The organism is Micromonospora sp. SCSIO 07396, from assembly GCF_053667945.1.
In genome coordinates, this window is record NZ_CM132210.1 from 6,142,180 (window position 1) to 6,164,385 (window position 22,206).

Annotated in this window: 25 protein-coding genes; 12 read left to right on the forward strand and 13 right to left on the reverse strand. The window is 72.6% G+C overall.

Features of this window, described 5'->3' with window-relative positions:
* Positions 1 to 22: 22 nt before the first annotated feature.
* The 3 genes from ACWCHM_RS26945 to ACWCHM_RS26955 all read left to right on the forward strand — a co-directional run bounded on the left by ACWCHM_RS26945 (position 23) and on the right by ACWCHM_RS26955 (position 3,045).
* Positions 23 to 2,119: a S9 family peptidase gene (locus tag ACWCHM_RS26945; RefSeq protein WP_454220323.1), complete on the forward strand. Its 2,097-nt coding sequence runs from the start codon at positions 23 to 25 to the stop codon at positions 2,117 to 2,119.
* 103 nt (positions 2,120 to 2,222) lie between these two features.
* Positions 2,223 to 2,402 (forward strand): hypothetical protein, encoded by a 180-nt coding sequence (locus tag ACWCHM_RS26950; RefSeq protein ID WP_454220325.1) that lies wholly within the window; start codon positions 2,223 to 2,225, stop codon positions 2,400 to 2,402.
* 463 nt (positions 2,403 to 2,865) lie between these two features.
* Positions 2,866 to 3,045: a hypothetical protein gene (locus ACWCHM_RS26955; protein WP_454220326.1), complete on the forward strand. Its 180-nt coding sequence runs from the start codon at positions 2,866 to 2,868 to the stop codon at positions 3,043 to 3,045.
* Between the two features lie 359 nt (positions 3,046 to 3,404).
* Here the strand turns inward: ACWCHM_RS26955 and ACWCHM_RS26960 are convergent, their stop codons facing one another.
* The 9 genes from ACWCHM_RS26960 to ACWCHM_RS27000 all read right to left on the reverse strand — a co-directional run bounded on the left by ACWCHM_RS26960 (position 3,405) and on the right by ACWCHM_RS27000 (position 11,070).
* Entirely contained in the window at positions 3,405 to 4,154 is a 750-nt protein-coding gene (locus ACWCHM_RS26960; protein WP_454220328.1) for a hypothetical protein, read from the reverse strand.
* A gap of 123 nt (positions 4,155 to 4,277) precedes the next feature.
* Positions 4,278 to 4,469 (reverse strand): DUF397 domain-containing protein, encoded by a 192-nt coding sequence (locus ACWCHM_RS26965; RefSeq protein ID WP_454220329.1) that lies wholly within the window; start codon positions 4,467 to 4,469, stop codon positions 4,278 to 4,280.
* A complete protein-coding gene (locus ACWCHM_RS26970) occupies positions 4,460 to 5,269 on the reverse strand; it encodes a helix-turn-helix domain-containing protein (protein WP_454220330.1) in 810 nt (269 codons plus the stop codon). Before ACWCHM_RS26970 ends, ACWCHM_RS26965 begins: the two co-directional genes overlap by 10 nt.
* A 206-nt stretch (positions 5,270 to 5,475) precedes the next feature.
* Positions 5,476 to 7,014: a SpoIIE family protein phosphatase gene (locus tag ACWCHM_RS26975; protein ID WP_204958601.1), complete on the reverse strand. Its 1,539-nt coding sequence runs from the start codon at positions 7,012 to 7,014 to the stop codon at positions 5,476 to 5,478.
* Between the two features lies 1 nt (position 7,015).
* On the reverse strand, positions 7,016 to 8,341 hold the full coding sequence (locus ACWCHM_RS26980) for an ATP-binding protein (RefSeq protein WP_204958958.1): 1,326 nt from the start codon (positions 8,339 to 8,341) through the stop codon (positions 7,016 to 7,018).
* 23 nt (positions 8,342 to 8,364) lie between these two features.
* On the reverse strand, positions 8,365 to 9,381 hold the full coding sequence (locus ACWCHM_RS26985) for a SpoIIE family protein phosphatase (RefSeq protein ID WP_281903280.1): 1,017 nt from the start codon (positions 9,379 to 9,381) through the stop codon (positions 8,365 to 8,367).
* Positions 9,378 to 9,794: an anti-sigma regulatory factor gene (locus ACWCHM_RS26990; protein WP_454220331.1), complete on the reverse strand. Its 417-nt coding sequence runs from the start codon at positions 9,792 to 9,794 to the stop codon at positions 9,378 to 9,380. Before ACWCHM_RS26990 ends, ACWCHM_RS26985 begins: the two co-directional genes overlap by 4 nt.
* Positions 9,791 to 10,210 (reverse strand): STAS domain-containing protein, encoded by a 420-nt coding sequence (locus ACWCHM_RS26995; RefSeq protein ID WP_454220332.1) that lies wholly within the window; start codon positions 10,208 to 10,210, stop codon positions 9,791 to 9,793. Before ACWCHM_RS26995 ends, ACWCHM_RS26990 begins: the two co-directional genes overlap by 4 nt.
* On the reverse strand, positions 10,210 to 11,070 hold the full coding sequence (locus ACWCHM_RS27000) for an STAS domain-containing protein (RefSeq protein ID WP_454220333.1): 861 nt from the start codon (positions 11,068 to 11,070) through the stop codon (positions 10,210 to 10,212). Before ACWCHM_RS27000 ends, ACWCHM_RS26995 begins: the two co-directional genes overlap by 1 nt.
* 158 nt (positions 11,071 to 11,228) lie before the next feature.
* On the opposite strand from ACWCHM_RS27000, the gene ACWCHM_RS27005 reads away from it, so the two are divergent.
* Positions 11,229 to 11,585, forward strand: a complete 357-nt coding sequence (locus ACWCHM_RS27005) for an STAS domain-containing protein (RefSeq protein ID WP_088642031.1) — start codon at positions 11,229 to 11,231, stop codon at positions 11,583 to 11,585.
* 9 nt (positions 11,586 to 11,594) lie between these two features.
* Here the strand turns inward: ACWCHM_RS27005 and ACWCHM_RS27010 are convergent, their stop codons facing one another.
* The gene (locus tag ACWCHM_RS27010; RefSeq protein WP_281903282.1) at positions 11,595 to 12,749 is read right to left on the reverse strand and encodes an MFS transporter; all 1,155 of its coding nucleotides are present in this window, start codon (positions 12,747 to 12,749) and stop codon (positions 11,595 to 11,597) included.
* Positions 12,750 to 12,906: 157 nt separating this feature from the next.
* Between ACWCHM_RS27010 and ACWCHM_RS27015 the strand changes: the two genes are divergently transcribed.
* The 4 genes from ACWCHM_RS27015 to ACWCHM_RS27030 all read left to right on the forward strand — a co-directional run bounded on the left by ACWCHM_RS27015 (position 12,907) and on the right by ACWCHM_RS27030 (position 14,832).
* Complete coding sequence (locus ACWCHM_RS27015) at positions 12,907 to 13,590, forward strand: FadR/GntR family transcriptional regulator (RefSeq protein ID WP_204958596.1); 684 nt, start codon at positions 12,907 to 12,909, stop codon at positions 13,588 to 13,590.
* 39 nt (positions 13,591 to 13,629) lie between these two features.
* The gene (gene mscL, locus ACWCHM_RS27020; protein ID WP_422753791.1) at positions 13,630 to 14,100 is read left to right on the forward strand and encodes a large conductance mechanosensitive channel protein MscL; all 471 of its coding nucleotides are present in this window, start codon (positions 13,630 to 13,632) and stop codon (positions 14,098 to 14,100) included.
* 79 nt (positions 14,101 to 14,179) lie between these two features.
* Positions 14,180 to 14,428 carry a hypothetical protein gene (locus ACWCHM_RS27025; RefSeq protein ID WP_204958594.1) on the forward strand — a complete coding sequence of 83 codons (249 nt, stop codon included), beginning with the start codon at positions 14,180 to 14,182 and terminating at the stop codon, positions 14,426 to 14,428.
* Positions 14,429 to 14,472: 44 nt separating this feature from the next.
* Entirely contained in the window at positions 14,473 to 14,832 is a 360-nt protein-coding gene (locus ACWCHM_RS27030; protein ID WP_204958593.1) for a hypothetical protein, read from the forward strand.
* 505 nt (positions 14,833 to 15,337) lie between these two features.
* On the opposite strand, the gene ACWCHM_RS27035 is transcribed toward ACWCHM_RS27030, so the two are convergent.
* Positions 15,338 to 16,549, reverse strand: coding sequence for a benzoate/H(+) symporter BenE family transporter (locus ACWCHM_RS27035; RefSeq protein ID WP_454220335.1), 1,212 nt, complete (start codon positions 16,547 to 16,549; stop codon positions 15,338 to 15,340).
* Positions 16,550 to 16,622: 73 nt separating this feature from the next.
* Here ACWCHM_RS27035 and ACWCHM_RS27040 point away from each other — a divergent pair, with 73 nt between their 5' ends.
* On the forward strand, positions 16,623 to 17,183 hold the full coding sequence (locus tag ACWCHM_RS27040; RefSeq protein ID WP_204958591.1) for a helix-turn-helix domain-containing protein: 561 nt from the start codon (positions 16,623 to 16,625) through the stop codon (positions 17,181 to 17,183).
* Here ACWCHM_RS27040 and ACWCHM_RS27045 read toward each other — a convergent pair.
* Complete coding sequence (locus ACWCHM_RS27045; protein ID WP_454220336.1) at positions 17,168 to 18,202, reverse strand: LuxR C-terminal-related transcriptional regulator; 1,035 nt, start codon at positions 18,200 to 18,202, stop codon at positions 17,168 to 17,170. The genes ACWCHM_RS27040 and ACWCHM_RS27045 overlap by 16 nt on opposite strands.
* A gap of 63 nt (positions 18,203 to 18,265) precedes the next feature.
* Here ACWCHM_RS27045 and ACWCHM_RS27050 point away from each other — a divergent pair, with 63 nt between their 5' ends.
* From ACWCHM_RS27050 to ACWCHM_RS27060, 3 genes are all read left to right on the forward strand, one after another.
* The gene (locus ACWCHM_RS27050) at positions 18,266 to 18,985 is read left to right on the forward strand and encodes a PP2C family protein-serine/threonine phosphatase (RefSeq protein WP_204958589.1); all 720 of its coding nucleotides are present in this window, start codon (positions 18,266 to 18,268) and stop codon (positions 18,983 to 18,985) included.
* Between the two features lie 50 nt (positions 18,986 to 19,035).
* Entirely contained in the window at positions 19,036 to 20,244 is a 1,209-nt protein-coding gene (locus ACWCHM_RS27055; RefSeq protein WP_454220338.1) for a GNAT family N-acetyltransferase, read from the forward strand.
* A 66-nt stretch (positions 20,245 to 20,310) separates the two neighbouring features.
* Positions 20,311 to 21,060, forward strand: a complete 750-nt coding sequence (locus ACWCHM_RS27060) for a ZIP family metal transporter (RefSeq protein WP_454220339.1) — start codon at positions 20,311 to 20,313, stop codon at positions 21,058 to 21,060.
* 40 nt (positions 21,061 to 21,100) lie between these two features.
* Here ACWCHM_RS27060 and ACWCHM_RS27065 read toward each other — a convergent pair whose 3' ends face one another.
* Positions 21,101 to 22,183, reverse strand: a complete 1,083-nt coding sequence (locus ACWCHM_RS27065; RefSeq protein WP_454220341.1) for an NAD-dependent epimerase/dehydratase family protein — start codon at positions 22,181 to 22,183, stop codon at positions 21,101 to 21,103.
* Positions 22,184 to 22,206 lie beyond the last annotated feature (23 nt).

Consider the following 22,206-nt stretch of genomic DNA (forward strand, 5'->3'; position numbering starts at 1 on the left):
GACGGGCCGGTAACGTGGCGGCGTGACCACCGAGACCACCCCGCCCGTCGCCCGACAGGTCCCCGCGGAGCGCACCCACCACGGCGACACCGTCGTCGACGAGTACGCCTGGCTGGCCGCCAAGGACGACCCGGCGACCATCGCCCACCTCACCGCCGAGAACGCCTGGACCGAGCAGCGCACCGCGCACCTGGAAGCGCTGCGCGGCACCCTGTTCGCCGAGACGAAGCAGCGCACCCAGGAGACCGACCTGTCGGTGCCCACCCGCAAGGGCGGCCACTGGTACTACACCCGCACCGTCGAGGGCCAGCAGTACGGCGTGCACTGCCGCCGCCCCGTGCGCGACGGCGAGACCGATCCGCCGGTCAGCGTGGACGGTGCCCCGCTCGACGGCGAGGAGGTGCTGCTCGACGGCAACCAGCTCGCCGAAGGACACGACTTCTTCTCCCTCGGCGCGTTCGACGTCAGCCCCGACGGGCGGTGGCTGGCCTACTCGACGGACTTCTCCGGCGACGAACGGTTCACCCTGCGGATCAAGGACCTGAGCACCGGCGAGTTGCTCGGCGACGAGGTGCCCGACACGTTCTACGGCACCGCCTGGTCGGCCGACGCCAGCGTGCTGTTCTACATCACCGTCGACGAGGCGTGGCGGCCCAACCGGGTGTGGCGGCACACCGTCGGCACCCCGTCGGGCGAGGACGTGGTGGTGCACCTGGAGGAGGACGAGCGGTTCTGGGTGGGCGTCGAGCTGACCCGCTCCGAACGGTTCGTGCTGATCGACAGCACCAGCAAGGTCACCAGCGAGGTCCGGGTCATCCCGGCCGACAACCCGACAGGTGAGCCGGCGGTGATCGCCCCGCGCCGGCAGGGCGTCGAATACAGCGTCGAGCACCACGGCCACCGGTTCCTGATCCTGCACAACAACGGCGCGGAGGACTTCGCGCTGGCGTACACCTCGGCGGACACCCCCGGCGACTGGGTTCCGCTGATCCCGCACAGCCCCGGCACCCGGCTGGAGTCGGTCGACGCGTTCGCCGACCACCTGGTCGTCTCGCTGCGCAGCAACGGCCTGACCGGGCTACGGGTGCTCCCCGTCGGCGGCGGCGACGGGCACGACATCGAGTTTCCCGAGCCGATCCACAGTGTCGGGCTGGACGCCAACCCGGAATACCGCACCCGGCAGCTCCGCTTCCGCTACACCTCGCTGGTCACCCCCGACTCGGTCTACGACTACGACCTGGTCACCCGGGAGCTGACGCTGCGCCGCCGCAAGCCGGTGCTCCCCGGGCCGGACGGCCGCGAATACGACCCGGCCGACTACGAGCAGCACCGCGAGTGGGCGCTCGCCGACGACGGCACCCGGGTGCCGATCTCGCTGGTCTGCCGCCGGGACACCCCGCGCGACGGCTCCGCACCCGCCGTCATCTACGGGTACGGCTCGTACGAGGCCAGCATGGACCCGTGGTTCTCGATCGCCCGGCTCAGCCTGCTCGACCGGGGCGTGGTGTTCGCCGTGGCGCACATCCGGGGTGGCGGTGAACTGGGTCGCCGCTGGTACGACGAGGGCAAGCTGCTGGCCAAGAAGAACACCTTCACCGACTTCGTCGCCTGCGCCCGGCACCTGGTCAAATCCGGCTGGACGGCGGCCGACCGGCTGGTCGCCCGGGGTGCCTCGGCCGGCGGACTGCTGATGGGCGCGGTGGCCAACATCGCCCCGGACGCGTTCACCGGGATCGTCGCGCAGGTGCCCTTCGTGGACGCGCTCACCTCGATCCTCGACCCGTCGCTGCCGTTGACCGTCACCGAGTGGGAGGAGTGGGGCAACCCGCTCGCCGACCCGGAGGTGTACGCGTACATGAAGTCGTACACCCCGTACGAGAACGTCGCCGCCGTGGACTATCCGGCGATCCTGGCGGTGACCAGCCTCAACGACACCCGGGTGCTCTATCACGAGCCGGCCAAGTGGATCGCCCGGCTGCGGGCGGTGGCCCCGCAGGGCGACTACCTGCTCAAGACCGAGATGGGTGCCGGCCACGGCGGCCCCAGCGGCCGGTACGACGCCTGGCGCGAGGAGGCGTTCGTCAACGCCTGGATCCTCGACCGGCTGGGCCGGGCCTGACCTGGGCCAGGCCCGATGACCACGACCGACGAGGGCCGGGCGGACAACGACCCGCCCGGCCGATCTGCCATACGATGACCTGCCCGGCCCAGACGTACCAGACATGCCAGACGACGATCCGCCCAACCTCGATGTGCCACCGGAGCCGGGCTTCTCGGTGGGCCGGCACGGGCCGACCTGGCTGATCCTCGGCGTGGTCGCCGTCGCTCTGCTGATCTGCTGCTGCTCGGCCGTCGCCGGACTGGGCCTGGCCTGGTCGACGGGCCTGTTCCACCCCCGCTGACTGACGGGTCACACCGGATCCGCCACCCCACACGTCGCCGGCCGCCCCACCCGCCGCCAGGTCCGCCGGGGCGTCGTCGCGCGGACACCCCGGTCCGCACCCGTCCGCACCTCTGCGGCGGTCTTGGGCGCCTCTACGCGCGGTCGTCGCGTCCGTTGGTGGCGGTCGGGTACGCTCCTGTCACGTCGCCGAACACCCTGGCCTGCGTCAGGGAGGCATTAACTCTCAGCCAGCGTTCTTACTCAGGACGCCGGGCTGGGTTGGCTCTCTGTGCTCCGGCGGCAGAGCAGCCAAATTTCTACCCATAAGCACTATAAGTAGCACCATCAGCAAGCCCCGAGAGGCGAGTACTTCTCGGCACTGAGATCCACGATCGCCGGAACGCGGATTCAGCCAGACCAGTGTTCACGCACTGGCCGGGCTGGGTTGACGCGCCCTCGCCCGACCAGGGAGGGGGTATGCGGTGGGGCTCGGGAACCTTGAGCCGTTCGTCGGCGCTGGCCCGTGGGTGGCGGCTGCCGCTGTCGCCGTAACGGTCGCGGGGAAGATCATCATCACCGCCTTGGCCCTTCGCGGCACCGAGCCCAAGGACCGGCCCGGCATCATCAAAGCGGTAGCCGAGCTGTTCAGATGGCGTCGATGACGGTTAGCGCTGCGTGATGCGCTCGCCCGCCACGAGGTTGTTCGCGGCGGGCACCTACCCCGGCCGCCTCTGTCGGCGTTACATCAGGGCTCTTCCTTCGGCGGCTTCGAGGAAGGTAACGCCCGACGTCGAGCGCGAGGGGCACTAAGGAGATCACGCATGGTCTCCCGCGCATCATCACGACGAGCCTTGTCACGGTGCAGGACAGCCACGACCGCACACAGGAAGACCGGATCAGCACACTTCCTCGTCAGATAACCCAAAGTGGGCATTCCCAAAATGGTCGCAATGACAACTGGGTCAGTCGGCACCCAAGACCACACCGGACAGCTCCCTAAAAGAGGCGGGAGCGCCCTGGGTTAGAGGGTCAAGGGCTCCCAGCGGACAAGATCAACGAATGTCCGCAAGCCACCTGGGGCTCGACTGCGATGGCTTTCTATAGAACGAACCACCTCGGTAGAAGCTTGCTCAGCCCGAACAATCCTCGGCTTCGGCAAGCCGAGGATCCGCCGGATAACGATCTTGATGTGCCGCGCCAGCATGCGTTCGATGTCGAGGCGAGACCAGAGTCTCGCCCATTCCGCACGAATCTCTGCCGCACCATGATCGACAATGAGGAGCCGGGACTTGCCGGCACCGACACTGCTCGACATGACACTGCGCCTCGCGATGTTGCCGCGAAGCTGCTCCACGGTTGCGAACTCAGCCAGGTCTCGCTCAGCGCGCGACAGCTTCTTTGGAAGCGATCGGTAAAGGTCCTGATGCAGCCCGTCGGTCCCGGCGAGCCACCTTTGTTGATTCGAGTCACCAAATGCCGGGAGGACGTCCACCCCAGCACCATCGTCAGCAAAGTCGATCTTGAAAGAATTACTAGTGGACTTGGCGGAGGGCCGATTCAACCGCCCCAAGGCTTGGACCAGCAGATCAATGGGCTGCATCGGTGAGACGTAACCATCTACCGCAGCGCCCGTGATCTTGTCGTAGTACTTGGTCAGCTTGCTAGAGACCCTGTCGGCCACCTCGGGCTGAGCCAGAAGTGTTGTGACGTCCACGTCGCTGACTGACCACACGGTCGCAAACCGCGCGAACGAGCCAGCGAGGAAGTCCATGGGGATCAGAGTAGCGGGTCAATACGATCAACCCATCTTCCACCTCGTCGGCTCAGCCGGTGTATGAAACGTGGTCATCTGGGAAGCCCGCCCCGCGTCGCGGGTCGGTCAGCGGCCCGGTCGTCAGTCGGCGGGGGTGAAGCGGGTGAGGAACGACCGCCAGGAGGTCGGGGGGAAGGCCAGCACCGGGCCGGTGCGGTCCTTCGAGTCGCGTACGACGACCACGCCGGGCAGGTTGCCGGCCACCTCGACGCAGTTGCCGCCGGTGCCGTTGCTGCGGCTGCTGGTGCGCCACCGGGCAGTGCTCAACTCCATGGTTCTGCCTCCGTCGTCTCCGCGATCAGCTCGATCGACCGCTGGTGGGGCAGGGCCTCGCCCCGGAGGGACTCCCAGACGTCGACCGCCCGGCGCAGGTCCGCCGGTCGGTCGCTCACCTGACCGCCGAGCTGAGTCTCCACATAGACCATATCCTCGCCGAGCGGCGGCGTGGCGATGACGAACGGACCCTCCAGCCCGGCGTAGGCACCCACCGCGAACGGCACCACGTGAATCCGCACCCGGGGCAGCCCCTCGCCCACCTTGACCAGGTGGCGAAGCTGCTCCGGCAGCACCTCCGGGCCGCCCACCGGCCGGCGCAGCACCGACTCGTCGACCACCACGGTCAGCGTCGGCGGCCGGTCCCGGGTCAGGATCTCCTGGCGTTCCAGCCGGAGGGCGACCTGCCGCTCGACCTCCTCCGCCGAGAGCAGCCCGCTTCCGGAGAGGACCGCGCGGGCGTACCGCTCGGTCTGGAGCAGGCCGGGGACGTAGAGCGGTTCGTACCCACGCAGCGCGGTCGCCTCCTGCTCGATCCCCGCCCACTCGCGGAAGTACGGCACCACGGTCTCCCGGCTGATCCGGCGCTGGATACGGGCGAACCGGTCACCTCCCCCGAACACCGCGTCGCAGCGTCGGGCCAGGTCGGCGCTGGGTCGACGCTCGCCGGTCTCGATCTTGGCGATCAGGGCGGGTGAATAGCTCACCGCCTCGGCCAGCGCCGACTGGGACAGCTCGGCCGCCGACCGGGCCAGCCGCAGCTCCTCGGCGAAGTAGTCGAGCAGCGGCGATGTCTCCACGGGCAACCTCCGTGCACCCTCGGGACCTGCGGAAGGCCGCGACGCTGGACCTGCCCGCGCGACGGCCGTTCACACAGTAGTCGCCACATCAGCACAATGTGACCCCGGTCGACCCGCGCGACAGTGTTCCGGGCTGTTTCCAAACCGGAGGCGGTGACAGACCCCGCCAGCGGCGGCGGACCATGCCAGCGCGGCGGCGGCACGTGTCAGCGGCGGCGGACCGCCACCACCGCGACGTCGTCGTGGATCTCCGGCGGGGCCAGCTCGACCAGGAGCCGCTGGCAGAAGCCGTCCAGGTCGGCGTCGACCACCGTCGCGCAGGCCGCCAGCGCGGCCAGGCCGTCGTCGATGGTGGTGTCCCGCCGCTCGATCAGCCCGTCGGTGTAGAGCACCAGCGTCGCCCCCGCCGGCAGGATGAACTCCAGGTCCTCGGGGCGGTCCGCGCGTACCCCGAGCAGCGGGGCCGACTGCTGGACGAACTCCACCCGGCCGTCCACCGTCACCAACGCCGGCAGGTGCCCGGCACTGGCCAGCCTGATCCGACCCGTCGACGGGTGCAGCAGCAGGATGCACAGGGTCGCCAGCTCGTTGCGCAGCAGCGTACGCATCAGCACGTTGAGCCGGTCCACGATCACCCCCGGCTGGTGCCCCTCCACCGCGTACGCCCGCATCGCGTGCCGCAGCTCGGCCATCACCGTCGCCGCGTGCAGCGAGTGGCCCGCGACGTCGCCGATCGCCACCAGCAGGTGCCCGTCGAGCATCACCAGCTCGTAGAAGTCCCCGCCCACCTCGGTCTGCGCGCTGGCCGGCTCGTAGCGGACCGCCAGGTCGAGGCCCGCCACGTCGGGCAGCCGGCGGGGCAGCAGGCTCCGCTGGAGGGTGACCGCGATCCGGTGCTCCTCGTCGTGGGAGCGCTGCGCCTCCACCGCCGAGGCGACCGCCTGGGCGAGCTGCACCAGCACCGGCGTCCGGGCGGTCTGGGTGGCGGTGGGCACCACCACGTACAGCGGGGCGCGGTCCTCCCGCAGCTTGGCCGCGGCCACGGTCACCGTGTCGTCGGCCGGCCACCGCACCAGCCCCCACCCGTCGGGGGCGTCCACCCGGACGGTCGCGCCGGTCGGCACGCCGGTGTCGTCGACCACCCACGGCACGATCTGCGCCGCCGCCCCCGGACCGGCGGCGATCCCGGCCAGGCACTCCCCGTCGAAGGTCTCCGCGACCACCGCCGCCGGACTGCGGAAGATCTGCGCCGCACCCGCCGCCGCCTCCTGCAACAGGCGGGCGAAGGTGGACGCGGCGTGCACCGCCACGGTGGTGTCGGCCAGCCCGGTGAGCCGCTCGGCGAGCAGCTCGGCCCGTTGCCGCGCCTGGTAGTAGCGCAGCACCGCGTGCGCGGTGGCGACCAGTTCCTCCGGCTCGATCGGCTCGGCCAGGTAGGCGTCCGCGCCCCGGGTCAATCCCTGGGTCCGGTCCACCACGTCGACCGCGTGCGCGGACACGTGGATCACCGGGATCGCCGGGTGGTCCGCCTTGATCCGCTCGCAGACCTCGAAACCGCTCAGATCAGGCAGCCGGACGTCGAGCACCACCAGGTCGATCGGGTCCACCCCGACCCGGGCCAGCGCCTCGGTGCCGTTCTCCGCCTCCCGCACGGTGAAACCCGCCCGGGTCAGCCAACTCACCAGCAGGTAGCGCTTGGTGGGACTGTCATCGACCACCAGGATCGTCGCCGGGGCGCCGGCCACCTCACACTCCCGCCACAGGTAGGTCCACCGTGAAGCTGCTGCCCCGGCCCGGCTCGCTGGCCAGCTCCAGGGTGCCGCCGAGCAGCGTGACCAACCGCCGCGCGTACGGCAGGCCGAGGCCGGTGCCGCTGCGCCGGCTGGTCCCGGGCACCTGGTAGAACTCCTCGAAGACCCGTTCGTGCAGCTCGGCGGGGATACCCGGCCCGGTGTCCGAGACGCGGACGCGGACCCGGTCGCCGGCACGTTCGGCACGCATCCGCACCTCACCCCGCTCGGTGAACTTCACCGCGTTGTGCAGCAGGTTGCGCAGCACCTGGGCCAGCAGCACCTCGTCCGAGCGGAGCACCGTGCCCGGGGGCGGCTCCTCCACCACCAGCTCCACCTCGGAACGCAGGGTGAGCGCCCGCAGTGTCCCGCGCAGCTGCCCGAAGACCGCCCGCAGGTCGACCTGTGCCCACTCCGGCTCGATCCGGCCCGCCTCCGCCTTGGCCAGGTCGAGCAGGTCGTTGACCAGGGAGAGCAGATCGGCGGCCGAGGACCGGATCAGCTCGACCTGCTGGGCCTGCTCGGCGGTGAGCGGGTCCGACGCCGAGTCGGTCAGCAGCCGCCCCAGCCCGATGATCGCGGTCACCGGGGCCCGCAGCTCGTGGCTGACGTTGGCCAGGAACCGGCTCTTCGACTCGCTCGCCGCGCGCAGCTGGGCCGACTTCTCGTCCAACTCGGCGTAGAGCGCCACCACGCCCCGGTTGGTCTCCTCCAGCTCCTCGGAGAGCTGGGTGTAGAGCGCCATCACACCCCGGTTGGTCTCCTCCAGCTCGGCATTCAGCACGGCCAGCTCGTCCCGCTGGCGGCGTACCTCGTCGAGCGCGGCGATGAGCTGCCCGTTCTGGGTGGCCAACTCGTCCAGGGCGCTGGCCGGCGCGCTGACGCCCAGTTCGGCCCGCAGCTCCGCCAGGCGCTGCGGAGTCAGCGCCGCGGCTGCGGTCGGGACACGTCGGGACATCCTCACGACGGTATCCCCCTGCACGTCCGCCAGTCCCAGGGTGTCCACCAACCGCGCCACCGCACCGGACTGCGGCTCGTACCGGTTGCCCGGCAACGGGCGCAGCGGGGCGAGGTCGACGCTGAGCAGCCGCCGACCGTCCGGCTCCGTCACGCAGGAGAAGGTGACGTCCGCCCCGTCCACCGCGCGCAGCAGGTCCCGGGCCACCTCGCTGAGCGCGGTGGCGAACCGGACCTGGTCCTGGTGCTCCAGCCCGACCGCGGCGGCGACCTCCCGACCCCGCTGGCGTACGCCGAAGATGTCCTGTTCCACCCGCAACGCCATCCGCAGCAGGGGTTCACCGGCGGTCACGACGGGATTCTCGCGACCAGCACGCAGGCGTCGTCGCGGCGTACCCCGGCGTCGCGCAACAGGGTCGCCGCGACGACGACCGGCGCGCGCCCGAACAGCCCCGGATAGTCCTCGGCGCGCCACCGGTCCACCACCCCGTCGCTCTGCATCACCAGCGTCGCGCCGGGCGGGAACGGGTAGTCGTACCCGCGTACCGTCGGGCGCTGGTGACCGGCGATGCCGGGCAGCGAGACCAGCCCCCGCCGGGTGCCGTCCGGGGCCAGTACGGTCCCGGTGATGTTGCCCAGGCCGGCGTAGCGCAGCAGGCCCGCCGCCGGATCCAGCTCCGCCACCGCCAACGCGGCCCCCCGGGTGTGCGACATCGCCCGGTGCAGGTGCGTCACCACCGCGGCGGGCGGCCCGTCCGGCGCGGACCGGAAGGCGGCCACGGCCGCCTCGGCGGCGACGTTGGCCAGCGGCCCGTGCCCCAGCCCGTCGCAGACGAGCACCTGGTGCCGGCCGTCCCCGGTACGCACCGCGTGGCTGTCGCCGCTGACCTGCTCGCCGGTGATCGGGCGGGTCAACCCCGCCGCCCAGGCCGGGGTGGCCGCGACCTCCTTCGCCCACACCTGCACCGCGAACACGGTGCCGCGTCCCGGCCGGGACCAGGCGTCGTACCAGCTGGCCTGCCGGGTGATGGCACCCAGCCCGATACCCAGCGTGCCGGTGGTGGAGTGGCCGTCGCGGGAGGACACGGTCAGGTCGGCCATGCCGGGGCCGGAGTCGACGGCGACCAGTTCCACCCCGGCGGCGTCGGCGGTGCGCACCGGTCGCAGCAGCAGGACGCCCTCCTGGGCGTGCTTGACCAGGTTGCTGGTCAGCTCGGCGGCGACGATGGCCAGTTCCGCGACCCGGTTCTCGCCGAGGCCGAGCTGCCCGCCGAGGCGTTCCGCCGCGCGCCGCACGGTGCTGGCGGCGCTGCCGCTCTCCACCCGGTACCAGTGGCCCGCGTCCGGCACCACGTCGTGGGTCATCGGGACCACTTGGTGATGGTGATCCGGGTGCCCTCGCCGGGGGCGGTCTTGATGTCGAAGTCGTCGACCAGCCGGCGGGAGCCGCTCAGGCCGAGGCCGAGGCCGCCACCGGTGGTGTAACCGTCGGTGAGGGCGAGGTCCAGGTCGACGATGCCCGGCCCGGAGTCGGCGAAGACGATCCGCACCCCGCGTCGCCGGCCATCCTCGACGACCGTCACCTCGGCCGTGCCGCCGCCACCGTAGATGAGGGTGTTACGGGCCAGCTCACTCGCGGCGGTGACCAGCTTCGTCTGGTCGACGAGGGAGAGCTTCGCCGCCACCGCCACGGTACGCACCAACTGGCGGACCCGGACGACGTCCTCGTCGCTGCCGATCGCCTGGGTCTTCGGGCCCAGGTCGACTCCCGCGGTCATGGCGATGTCGCCGCCGTCCCGGACTCCGCGTCCTCGGGGTCGTCGTCGTACCCGAGGTCGTCGTCGCGGGTCGCCGCGATCAGCTCCATGCCCCGCTCCACGTTCAGCGCGGTACGGATGCCGTTGAGCGACAGGCCCAGCTCGACGAGGGTGATGGCGACCGCGGGACGCATCCCGACGACGACCGTCTCGGCGTCGAGGACCTTCGAGATCGAGGCGATGGTGGAGAGCATCCGGCCGACGAACGAGTCGACGATGTCCAGCGCGGTGATGTCGATGATGACGCCGTGGCAGCCGGTCGCCACGATCCGCTCGGCCAGGTCCTCCTGGAGGGTGACCGCGGTCTGGTCGGACATGTCGATTTGGATGGAGACCAGCAGGATGTCGCCGATCTTCAGGATCGGCACCCGTTCCATCACACCTCCCGGCGCGGGTGGCGGCGGGACGTCTCGACCCCGGTGAGGCGCAGCACGTGCCGCAGGGCGTCGGCCAGGCTCGCCTTGGTGGCGATGTCGCCGAACTCGATGCCGAGCGCGACGATGGTCTGCGCGATCTGCGGGCGGATGCCGGAGATGATGCAGTCGGCGCCCATCAGCCGGGCAGCGACCACCGTCTTGAGGATGTGCTGGGCGACCTGGGTGTCGACCGCCGGCACCCCGGTGATGTCGATGATCGCGTACGGCGAGCCGGTGTCCACCAGGGTCTGGAGCAGCCGCTCCATCACGACTTGGGCGCGCGCCGAGTCGAGGGTGCCGACCAGCGGCACGGCGACCACGCCGTCCCAGATCTTCACCACCGGGGTGGAGAGTTCGAGCAGTTGCTCGGCCTGGTCGGCGATCAGCCCCTCGCGGGTCTGCACGTAGGTCTCGAAGGTGAGCAGCCCCATCCGGTCGACCAGGCCGGTGAAGTCCAGGACGTCCCGCAGCGACAGCTCGACGCCGTCGGTCTCGGCCAGCTCGACCAGGACGTCCTTGAGGGCGTAGATGCTGATCGCGGTCTCGGTGGCGGTGAAGCTCTGCCGGGCCCGGCTGCGGGACAGGTCGGCGAGCACCGCCCGCAGCTCGCCCGCCTCGGGCGTCTGGAGGTCGGCCAGGCCCGCACCGCCGGCGTTGACAATGCTAGCGTGCAGTTCCTGCACCTGGAGGCGCAGCTCGGCCTGGCTCAGCCGACCGCGCAGCGAGGCGGTGACGAGTTCGGTCCACCGCTGCACGACCCGCTCACCGTGCTCACTCAGCAGCCCGACGAGCCGGTCGCCCCCGTCTGCGGTCAACGCCATGGTTACCTCCTGTGAGCTGGGCCGGCCGGACTCTATCACCGGAGGCAGACCCGGTAGTTGCCGCGCGGCAAAGGAATGATCGCTCCCACCGGAACCGCTCCCGTTCTGCGTGTCCCCCCGTTCGTGGGATACCGTTCCACCGATAACAGGAGGTCTGAATGTCCCTGACGGTGCACACGGAACAGCGCGGCGACGTGGTCGTCGTGTCGGTCGCGGGCGAACTCGACATGGCGACCGCACCGCAGCTCCAGGACCAGATCACCGACCTGCTCGACAAGGGTCGCAGCCGGTTGGTGTTCGACCTGGCCGAGGTGTCGTTCTGCGACTCGACCGGGTTGTCGGTCTTCGTCCGGGCCAAGAACAGCTGCGACGAGGCCGGCGGCGTGGTCCGGTTGGCCGCCCCGCAGCGTGGCGTGCTGCGCATCCTGGAGGTCAGCGGCCTGGTCGAGGTGCTGCACACCTATCCGACGGTCGAGCAGGCCGTCGCGGGTGACCCCACCCCTGCGTCGTCCTGACCGGTTTCCTCAGCGCTCGTCCTCGATGAATCGGGGACGGGCGATCACCATGCCCGCGGTCGTCTGCACCGCCAGCGCGCCGAGCAGGAAACCCATCGGCGCGGTCCAGCCGCCGGTCGCCTCGTAGAGCACCCCGACGAGCAGCGGGCCGAGCGCGGCGATCACGTAACCGGTGCTCTGCGCGAAGGCGGACAGCGCCACCGTGCCGTCGGCCGTGCGGGCCCGCAGCCCGATGGTGGTCAGGATCAGCGGGAACGCGCCCTGGCCGAAGGCGAGCAGCAGCACCCACAGCAGCGCCCCGCCCCGGGGCGCGAACGCCAACCCCAGGTAGGCCGCCGCGGAGAAGGCGGTCAGTCCGAACACCAGCGGGCGCAGCGTCCGGAGCCGGCCGGCCAGCGTCGGCATCAGCAGGGCCACCGGCACCCCGAGCGCGGTGACCCCGGCGAGCAGCAGGCCGGCGCTCTCCGGCCGGAAGCCGGCGTCCCGGAAGAGCTGCGCCAGCCAGCCCATCACCGCGTACCCGCTCAGTGACTGCGCGCCGAAGTAGACGGCCATCGCCCAGCCGAGCCGGGTGCGCGCCGGCCGGACCCGGGCGCGGGCGGCCGGGACCGCCGTCGGGGTGGCGGCCCGTCGGGCGGCGCGGGCCCGCAGCGCCAGCGGCACCCACGGGAGTACGGCCACCGCCGCCAACGCCGCCCACACGCCGAGCCCGGCCCGCCAGGAGCCGAAGGCGTGCGCCACCGGCACGGCGGAGGCGGCGGCCACCGTCGTGCCGGTGGTCAGCGCCATCGTGTACGCCCCGGTGACCAGCCCGGTCCGGTGCGGGAAGTGCTGCTTGACCAGCATCGGCAGCAGGATGTTCGCCACCGCGATGCCGGCCAGGGCGAGCGCGCTGGTGAGCACGAAGACCGTCGCCGAGTCGGTGAGCACCCGCAGCAGTTGACCGACGGTGAGCGCGAGCATCGCCACCACCAGCACTCGGGCGGCCGGCCAGCGCCGGATCAGCCACGGGGTGAGCGCGCCGAGGCCGGCGAACGCGATGGTGGGCAGGGTGGTGACGAACCCGGCCATCGCGCCGGAGAGCCCGAGTCCGGTGCGCACCTCGTCCAGCAGGGCACCGAGGCTGGTCACCGCGGCCCGCAGGTTGAGCGCGACCAGCAGCATCCCGACCAGCACCAGCGCGCCACCGGTGACCGGCGACGGGGTGCGGTGGGCCGGCCGGTGGGCGAGCGGCTCGGGTGCCTCGACGGCGGGAGCGGTTGGCGGGGTCATGACCTCGAACCTACAATCATGGGATGAATTTCGGCAGCTGGTGTAACCGGTGACACCGTCGGTCGATTCCCCACCCGTGCCCCCGCGCGGTCAGCGGGTGCAGCAGACCATCGAGCAGCTCCGGGGGCGGATCCTCGGCGGCGAGTGGCCGGTCGGCGGGCGCATCCCCACCGAGCCGCAACTGGTGACGGCGCTCGGGGTGGGGCGCAACACCGTCCGCGAGGCGGTCCGGGCGCTGGTGCACGCCGGGGTGCTGGAGTGCCGGCAGGGCTCCGGGACGTACGTGGTGTCGACCGACGAGCTGGCCCCGGTGGTGGCCCGTCGGCTCACCGACGACCGGATGGCCGAGGTGGTCGAGGTCCGCCGGGCGTTCGAGGTCGAGGCGGCCCGGTTGGCCGCGCTGCGGCGTACCCCGGAGGACCTGGCGGCGCTCGACGATGCGCTCGCCGCCCGGGAGGCCGCCTGGCGGTCGGGCCGGGTCGCCGAGTTCGTGGAGGCCGACGTCGCGCTGCACACGGCGGTGGTCGCCGCCGCCCACAACGCCATGCTGGCCGAGTTGTACGCCTCGGTCGGCGCGGCGCTGCGCAGCACCGTCGCCTACGTGACGGGTGACTCCCTGCAACCCCAGCGGTACGTCGACCACAGCCGGCTGGTGGCGGCGATCCGGGACGGCGATCCGGAGCGGGCGGCGATCGAGGCCGGTGCTTTTCTGGAGCCCCTGTCCGGGGCATAGGTTGTCCCCGACGGAGAATCGGACGGCACAGGAGTAGGGATGCTCAAGGGCTTCAAAGACTTCATCATGCGCGGCAACGTCGTCGACCTGGCGGTCGGTGTCGTCATCGGCGCCGCGTTCACGGGCGTGGTCACCCAGCTGACCAAGTCGTTCCTCGAACCACTGGTCCGGGTCATGATCGTGCTGATCACCGGCAACAAGAACGGCCTCAGCGGTTCGACGCCGACGTTCCGGGGCGTCCCGTTCGACTGGGTGGCCTTCGTCAACGCGGCGATCACCTTCGCGCTGACGGCAGCGGCGCTGTATTTCCTGGTCGTCTACCCGATGAACCGGCTCGCCGAGCGGCGCAAGCGGGGCGAGGAGCCGCCGCCCGCCGCGCCGAGCGAGGAGGTCAAGCTGCTCACCGAGATCCGCGACGCGCTGCTCGCCGGCGGGCACGCCACCCCGGGGCAGCGCGGCGCGCTGGACGACGTGCTGGGCCGCCACCCGGAGCCGCCCGCCCCGCGCTGACCCGACCGGCGCACATCGGCCCCTGCGGATTCCCGCAGGGGCCGCTTTTTGTCGTACACATGTTCGATAGAGTCCGGCCATGGAGCAGCGTAGGCACTGGTGGAACGGCAAATGGGGACGACTGGCGCGGCGGGACATCTTCCTCCGCGTCGACGCCGACCGGTGGCACGTCGAGCAGCGGGCCGGCGGCGCGGAGGGCGTCTCCCAGTTCTACGAGTACGGCAGCGCCGACGAGGCCGAGGAGACCGTCCGGGCCCTGCTGGAGGGGACTGATGCCTGGCGGGAGTTGTCCCCGCGTCCGCCCGGTGCCTGGGGCCCGGCGGTTTAGCGGTGGGTGGGGCAGGGAACCGCCCGGGGATGGAGCAGCAGGGCATGGCAGAGCAGGCGGTCATCTCCCAGATCACCACCGGCATGCGGGTGGTGGACACGGTCGGGGTCGAGATCGGCACCGTCGACCTCGTCCAGCGGGGGGATCCCAACGCGGTGACCGTGCAGGCGTCCACCGCCGACCCGGGTGGCAGCCTGGACGAGCTGATCGAGTCGGTGGCCGTCGAGGAGCCGGACGTCCCGGCCGACCTCGCCGCCCGCCTGCTGCGCACCGGCTACCTCAAGGTCTCCACCGGACTGGCCCGCACCGGCGCGGTGTACGTGCTGGCCGACCAGATCGCCACGGTCACCGACAACCAGGTACGCCTGCACGTCCCCGTCGGCGACCTGCCCCCGGAGGAGTGACCCACCCGTTCCCCACCCGCCGTGGCACCGACGCGCCGGCGGCATCCGCTGTGGGCGCGGAGCCCGCACCTCGGCAGCGGTGCCACCAGGGCACCAGTACCTGTTGCGCTCCCTTTCGAGCTGACGGCGTCAACGAATCACCGGCCTGAGGCACGGCCCGGCAGCGAAGCCGAGACCGGTAGCCCGGGCGACCGGGTGAACGCACGGCCAGGAGACGAGCCGGCGAACGGATAAACGGACAACCGGGAGACGAGCCGGCGAACGGATAAACGCACGGCCAGGAGACGAGCCGGCAGCCAGCATGGATGCGAACGAGTCGTTGACGCCGTCAGGTCGAAAGGACGCGCAGAGGTAGTTCCCCCTGGCTGAACGGTGGCCGAGGAGGTTCGGTGCGATGCCCTCCTGACGCGGGAGCGGGTGCCGGAAAGGCGGGCGGAACCGCGTCGCGTCCCGCCATCCCGGGTGGAGGCGCGGCGGTGGGCGGTCGGACCAGTCGACCGGACCGTCAGGCGGCGGGAACGGGCCTGCGGCGGTGGAAGAGCAGCAGCATCAGGCAGCCGGCGAGCAGTCCCCAGAACGCCCCGCCCACGCCGAGCAGGCTCACCCCTGAGGCGGTGACCACGAAGGTGACCACGGCGGCCTCCCGGCTGCGGGGATCCGGAACGACCGACGACGCCGGGTTCACCGACTTCCCGGTGCTGGTCAGGGCTGCAGAGAGGGCGCCGGCCAATGCGCCGAGCAGCGCGAGCCCGGCGACCGCCTCGATGAGCACCGGCGGGGAGAGCAGCACCAGCGTGGTCGCCGCGCCCGCGCCGAGCCCGAGCAGCGCCAGGCCGATGCCGGCGGTCACCGAGGCGATCCAGCGCCGGTCCGGATCGGGGTGGGCGTCGGGGCCGGCGGCGAGGGCGGCGGTGATCGCGGCGAGGTTGACCGCGTGCCCGCCGGTGGCGGCACCGAGCGCACTGGCCAGCCCGGTGGCGCGCAGCGCCGGGGCGAGCGGCGGCCGGTAGCCGAAGCCGCGCAGCACCGCCGTGCCTGGCACGTTCTGCGCGGCCATGGTGACCAGGAACAGGGGCAGCGCCAGGCCGACCACGGCGGGCAGGGTGAACGTCGGCACGGTCGGCGACACCACCGGGCGCAGGTCACCGGGGCTGACCCCCACGCCGGTCGTGGTCAGGGCGATCACCACCGCCGCCGCCACCAGCGCGGCGGGGACCGCCCACCGGGGGGCGAACCGGTGCAGCACCAGCCAGGTCAGGATCACCGGGGCGGCCAGGACCGGCACCTCGACCAACGCGCGTACCGGGGCGGTGCACAGCGGCAGCAGCACCCCGGCCAGCATCGCCGCCGCCACCGGGGCGGGGATGGCGGCCACCGCCCGGCCCAGCGCGGGGAAGAGGCCGGCGGTGACGATGAGCAGCCCGCACAGCGCGAAAGCGCCCACTGCGGCGGGCCACCCGCCGGGGACCGGCCCGGTGGCGACCAGCAGCGCCGCGCCCGGCGTGGACCAGGCTATCGCGATCGGCATCCGGTGCCGCAGGCCGAGCCAGGTCGCGCAGATCCCGGCGGCGACGCTCACCGTGAGCAGCCCGGAGGCGGCCTGCGCCTCGCTGGCGCCGACCGCCCGCAGCCCGGCGAGCACGACGGTGAACGAGCTGGCGAAGCCGACCACGGCGGTCACCACGCCGGCCAGCACCGGTTGCAACCGATCCCCCACCACACTCCCCCTCGCACCCGGCCGCCGCCCATCGTTCCGTTTACGGAACAGCGGCGTGTAGCACCATAGCCGGATGACCCCGTCCCGCCCAGCCCGCCGGCCCGCGCCCGACACCGACGCCGGGGCGGTCGGCCACCGGCTGCGCGCGCTGCGGATCGAACGCGGGGTCTCCCTCTCCACGCTGGCCCGAAGCGCCGGGGTCGGGAAGGCCACCCTCTCGGCGCTGGAGAACGGCACCCGCAACCCCACCCTGGAGACGCTCTACGCGATCACCGCCCAGCTCGGCGTACCGCTGGCGGCCGTACTCGCCGGGCCCGCCGCCACCCCGACCGTGCGGGGCACCACGGTCGTCGCCACCCTGCTGGAGTCGTTCACCGACACCGACGCCAGTTACGAGCTGTACCGGCTGCGGGTCCGCCCCGGCGGGGAACAGGTCTCCCCAGCCCACCAGCCCGGGGTCACCGAACACGTGACGGTCTTCGCCGGGGTGCTCCGCGCCGGCCCGCTCGACGCCCCGCTGACCGCCGCCGCCGGTGGCCACCTACGCTGGACCTCCGACGTACCGCACGGCTACGCCGCCCTCGGCGACGAGGAGGTCGCCGCCAGCCTGCTGCTGCGCTACCCCCGCACCTGACCCGCGCCGGGCACCCGGTGCTGCACCGCCCAGATCGCCGCCTCGGTACGCGACGCCGAACCGGTCTTGCGCAGCAGGTTCGACACGTGCACGGTCACCGTCCGCACCGAGATGCCCAGCGCCCGCGCGGCCTGCTTGTTGGACATCCCGGCGACCAGGCAGCCCAGCACCTCGACCTCCCGGCCGGTCAGCTCGGCCTCGGGTGGGGCGGTGGCCCGGGGCGACGGCATCCGCAGGTGCTCCGGCAACGGTTCCCGGACCAGCGCCTCCAGCCCCCGGCCGGCGTGCACCGCCAACAGCTCGGTGAGCGCGTACGGGTTGCCGCCGGTGCGTTGCCAGACGCCGGCACAGACCCGCGCCGGGAGTGGGCTGTCGCCGTACACCTGGGTGAGGATCTCGGCCACCTCGGCGACGCCGAGCGGGCCGAGGTGCTGGCGCACCGCGCCGCGTACCCCGCAGAGGCGGGCCAGGACGCGGCGGGTGAGATCCGGTGCGACCGCGTCGGCCGGCGGCCGGCTCGCCACCACCAGCAGCGCCGGCAACTGCGGCGCGGTGGCCAGCTCGACGACCAGGTTGAGGCTGGCCGGGTCGAGGTCGTGCAGGTCCTCCACCACCAGCACGGCCGGGCCCGCACCCACCAACGATCTGACGGTACGCACGGCGAGCCGGAGCAGCGTGCCGGGGGCGTACCGCTCGCGCGGCGCGGCCGGGTGCTGGGCCAACCAGGCGAGCGCATCGGACGGCAGGTCGAGCACGCCGACGTCGCGGACGCTGAGCACCGCCGCCAGCCAGTCGTAGGGGGCCGGATCGTGCACCCGTGCCGTCCCGGTGAGGATCACCGCCGGCCGCGGGGAGAGACCCTCGACGGCCGCCGCGACCAGCCGGCTCTTGCCCACCCCGGCAGCTCCGGTAATAACCGTGACGGCGGGTGCCGACCGGCCCGTACCGGCCACGGTGGACCACGCCCGGTCGAGCTCGGCGAGCTCTCCGACGCGACCCACCATGGACACCGGGATCATTTCTCCCACCCTACGTACTAGTGCGTAGAGACGGAGCGAGGGTGTATCCGGCAAGCTTGTCCCATGACGCTGATCCTCCGCTCGGCCATCCTCAACGACGTCGGCCTGGTCCGCACCAACAACGAGGACTCGGCCCTCGCCGGTGAACGCCTGGTCGCGGTGGCGGACGGCATGGGTGGGCTCCCCGCCGGCGAGGTGGCCAGCGAGATCGTCATCCGCATCCTGGACGAGCTGGTCCCGCCCACCGGCACCGACGAGGCCGCCGAGGCGCTGCGGGCCGTGGTCTCCACCGCCAACCGGCGCATCCGGGCGGCGATCTCCGCCGACCCGGCCCGCGAGGGCATGGGTACGACGCTGACCGCCGCCCTGCTCGCCGGGGACACCCTGGTCCTCGCCCAGGTCGGTGACTCCCGGTGCTACCTGCTGCGCGACGGGGAGCTGACCCAGCTCACCCGGGACGACACCTTCGTCCAGGCGCTTGTCGACCAGGGGGCGCTCTCCCCCGACCAGGCCCGCCACCACCCGCAGCGTTCCCTGGTCACCCGGGCGGTGCAGGGGGCCGACGCGCCCCCGGCGATCGGCGTGCTGACCGTGTTCGCCGGGGACCGGGTGCTGCTGTGCAGCGACGGGCTCTCCGACTACGTGGCCGACGAGGCGATCCACGGGGCGCTGGTCAGCTACCAGGACCGCCGGCACTGCGGTGAGCAACTGGTGAAGCTGGCCCACCAGGCCGGCGCACCGGACAACGTCACCGTGGTCGTCTCCGACGTGACCGAGGGCTGAACCCGGCCAACCGGGTTGCGGCCGACCGCCGGCCGGGTTGGGATGGACGGATGCTCATCCGTCGCCTGGCCGCCGAGGAACGACTGACCACCAGCTTCCCGCTCCAGGCGTACGCCTTCGAGGCGACCCCGCTGAGCCGGGAGCGGGTCGAGGCGTTCCACCGCTACCTGCCGTACAACAAGGGCAACCGGACCCTGGTCGTCGAGGAGGGCGGCGAGGCGCAGGCCACCGCCAGCGCGGTGCCGATGCGGCAGAACCTGCGCGGCGCGGTGCTGCCGATGGCCGGGATCGCCGGGATCGCCACCCACCCGCTGGCCCGCCGGCAGGGGTACGTGCGCGCGCTGCTCTGCCAGCTCCTCGACGAGATGCGCGACGGCGGGCACCCGGTGACCGCGCTGTATCCGTTCCGGGCCAGCTTCTACGAGCGGTTCGGCTACGTGGGGCTGCCCCGGGCGCGTACCGTCCGGTTCTCCCCGGCCGACCTGGCCCCGCTGCTGCGCGCCGAGCTGCCCGGCACGGTGGGCTGGGAACGGATCGGCGTCGGCTACCCGCACTACCGCTCGTTCACCGAGCGGTGCCTGCGGGAGCGGCACGGTTTCGCGATCTTTCCCGACTTCCGGGACGTGGGCCTGCGGGACCGGGACGACAGATGGCTGATCACCGCGACCGTCGACGGCAGCGTGGTCGGTGCGCTCACCTACCGGATCGACGACCACGGGGGCGAACTGGTCGGCGACGACCTGCTCGCCGCCGACCCGTACGCCCGCGCCCTGCTGTTGCAGTTCCTCGCCCGGCACGTCGACCAGGTGGAGCGGATCAGCCTCCGGGTCCCCGCCGACGACCTGCCCGAGTTGTGGCTGACCGACCTTGCCGTGCACGTCGAGGCCCGGGTGTCCCGGCCCGGCTCGCCGGCACCGATGGCCCGCCTGCTCAGCGTGGACGCCCTCGCCGGGCTGCCCGCCGGGCCGGGCCGGGTACGGGTGGACCTGGTCGACGACAGGTGGCTCGCCGGCACCCACCTGCTCGACGGCGTCGACGGCCGGCTGGCGTTGGCCCCCGGCGGCAGGTCGGCGGTGACCGGCGGCGGCCCGGTGCCCACGGCGACGCTCACCGCTGCCGGGGTGTCCGCGCTGGCGTACGGGGTGCTCGACCCGGCCGAGGTGCACATCCGGGGGCTGGGCGAGGTCGGCCCGGAGGCGGCGAACGAGTTGCGTCGGCTGTTTCCCCGCGCGCTGCCCTACCTGTTCGCCGACTTCTGAGCGGCCGGCCCCGGCGGGGCTGCCGGGTCTGGTTGACGCGGTGCGGGGGCGGGTACGGTCCCCGGAATGCCGCAGTGGTTGCAAGCCGGGGCGTGGGGCCTGTTGGCCGGGTCCGCTCTCCTGGTCGGGGCGGCCGTCGGGTTCTTCCTGCCGGTGCCCCGCAAGGTCGTCGCGTCGATCATGGCGTTCGGTGCGGGGGTGCTGCTCTCCGCCGTCTCGTTCGAGTTGATCGCCGAGGCGCACGAGCAGGGTGGGCTGCTGCCGACCGCGATCGGCGCTGCGGGCGGGGCGTTGGCGTATACCGGGGCCAACCTGCTCCTCGCCCGACGGGGTGCCCGGCACCGGAAACGCTCCGGCGGGGAGCAACCCTCCGAGCGGGAGCAGCCCGGTTCGGGCTCGGCGATCGCGGTGGGCGCGTTGCTCGACGGCGTACCCGAGTCGGTGGTGATCGGCGCGAGCCTGTTGACCGGCGGCCCGGTCAGCCTGGTCACCGTCGTCGCGGTCTTCCTCAGCAACGTGCCGGAGGGCCTGTCGAGCGCCGCCGGCATGCGCCGGGCCGGCCGTTCCCGCCGGTACGTCTTCGGGCTGTGGACGGCGATCACCCTGGTCAGCGGGGTCGCCTCGCTGTTCGGCAACACCCTGCTGGGTGGCGCGCCGCCGGAGCTGCTGGCCACCATCACCGCGCTGGCCGCCGGGGCGATCCTCGCGATGATCACCGACACCATGGTCCCGGAGGCGTTCGAGGACGCCCACCTGCTGGTCGGCCTGATCACCGTCCTGGGCTTCCTGACCGCGTTCGCCCTCTCCCACGCCTGACGGACCCCATGCCTGACGACCCGGCGGCCGGTGGCGCGGGTCAGTAGGGGTCGCCCTGGCCGGGGACGCGGCCCCGGAGCAGGCCGGCGGCCCGGCCGGGCAGGTCGGCGACACCGGACATCGGCGGGCCGGCGGTGTGCGCGCCGTCGGCCATCCCGGCGAACAGTTCCCGCAGCGCGGTCGCCGCGTCGACCTGCGGCTGCCAGCCGAGTTCGGTCTCGGCACGGGCGCTGGACATCAGCGGCGCGGCGAGCCCCAGCTCCACCCAGCCGGCGTCCACCGGTTGCAGCCGGCACCGCCAGGTCAGCGCGGCAGCGGCACGTAGCACCGGGGCGGCCACCGGCACCGTCCAGCCCTTGAAGTGCCGGGCCACCAGTTCCGGGGTCAGCACCGGGTCCGCGGCGACGTTGAACGCGCCGCGCGCCTCACCGAGGACCGCGCGGGCGTACGCGTCGGCGACGTCGTCGGCGTGCACCGCCTGCATCCGCAGCCGCCGGTTGGCCGGTACGAGCGGGATCCGGCCGTGCCGCAGCAGTCGTACCGGGGCCAGTGGTCCGAGGAAGTACCTGGTGATCTCGGTGCCGGCGTCCCGTTGGAAGATCAGTCCGGGGCGCAGCCGGACCACCCGGAGCTGCGGATGGGCGGCCTCGACGGTGTCCAGCATCGCCTCGACCTCGGCCTTGTCCCGGCTGTACGAGGAGCCGGGCACCCCGGTCGCCGGCCACCGTTCGCTGACCGGGTGGTCCTTCGGGCCGGGCGCGTAGGTGCCGACCGACGAGGCGTACACCAGGGCGGGCACCCCGGCCCGGACGGTCGCCGAGATCACCGCGCGGCTGCCGCCGACGTTGGTCCGGTGCAGGGTGCGCTGGTCGTGGCTGGGCTGGATCTGCCAGGCCAGGTGCACCACTGCTGCGGCCCCCGCGAAGATCGCGGTGAGCTGGTCGACCGCGCCCGGCGCGCCGATGTCGCAGGAGTGCCACCGCACCCCGGCGTAGGGCGCGCCGGCGTCGGGGCCGGGCAGCCGGCGGGCGACGCCGACCAGGTCGAGTCCCGGTTCCCGACCCAGCCGGCGCAGCACCGCCGTGCCCACGTTGCCGGTGGCCCCCACGATCACGATCCGCATGCCGGGTCCGGTACCCGCTGGGC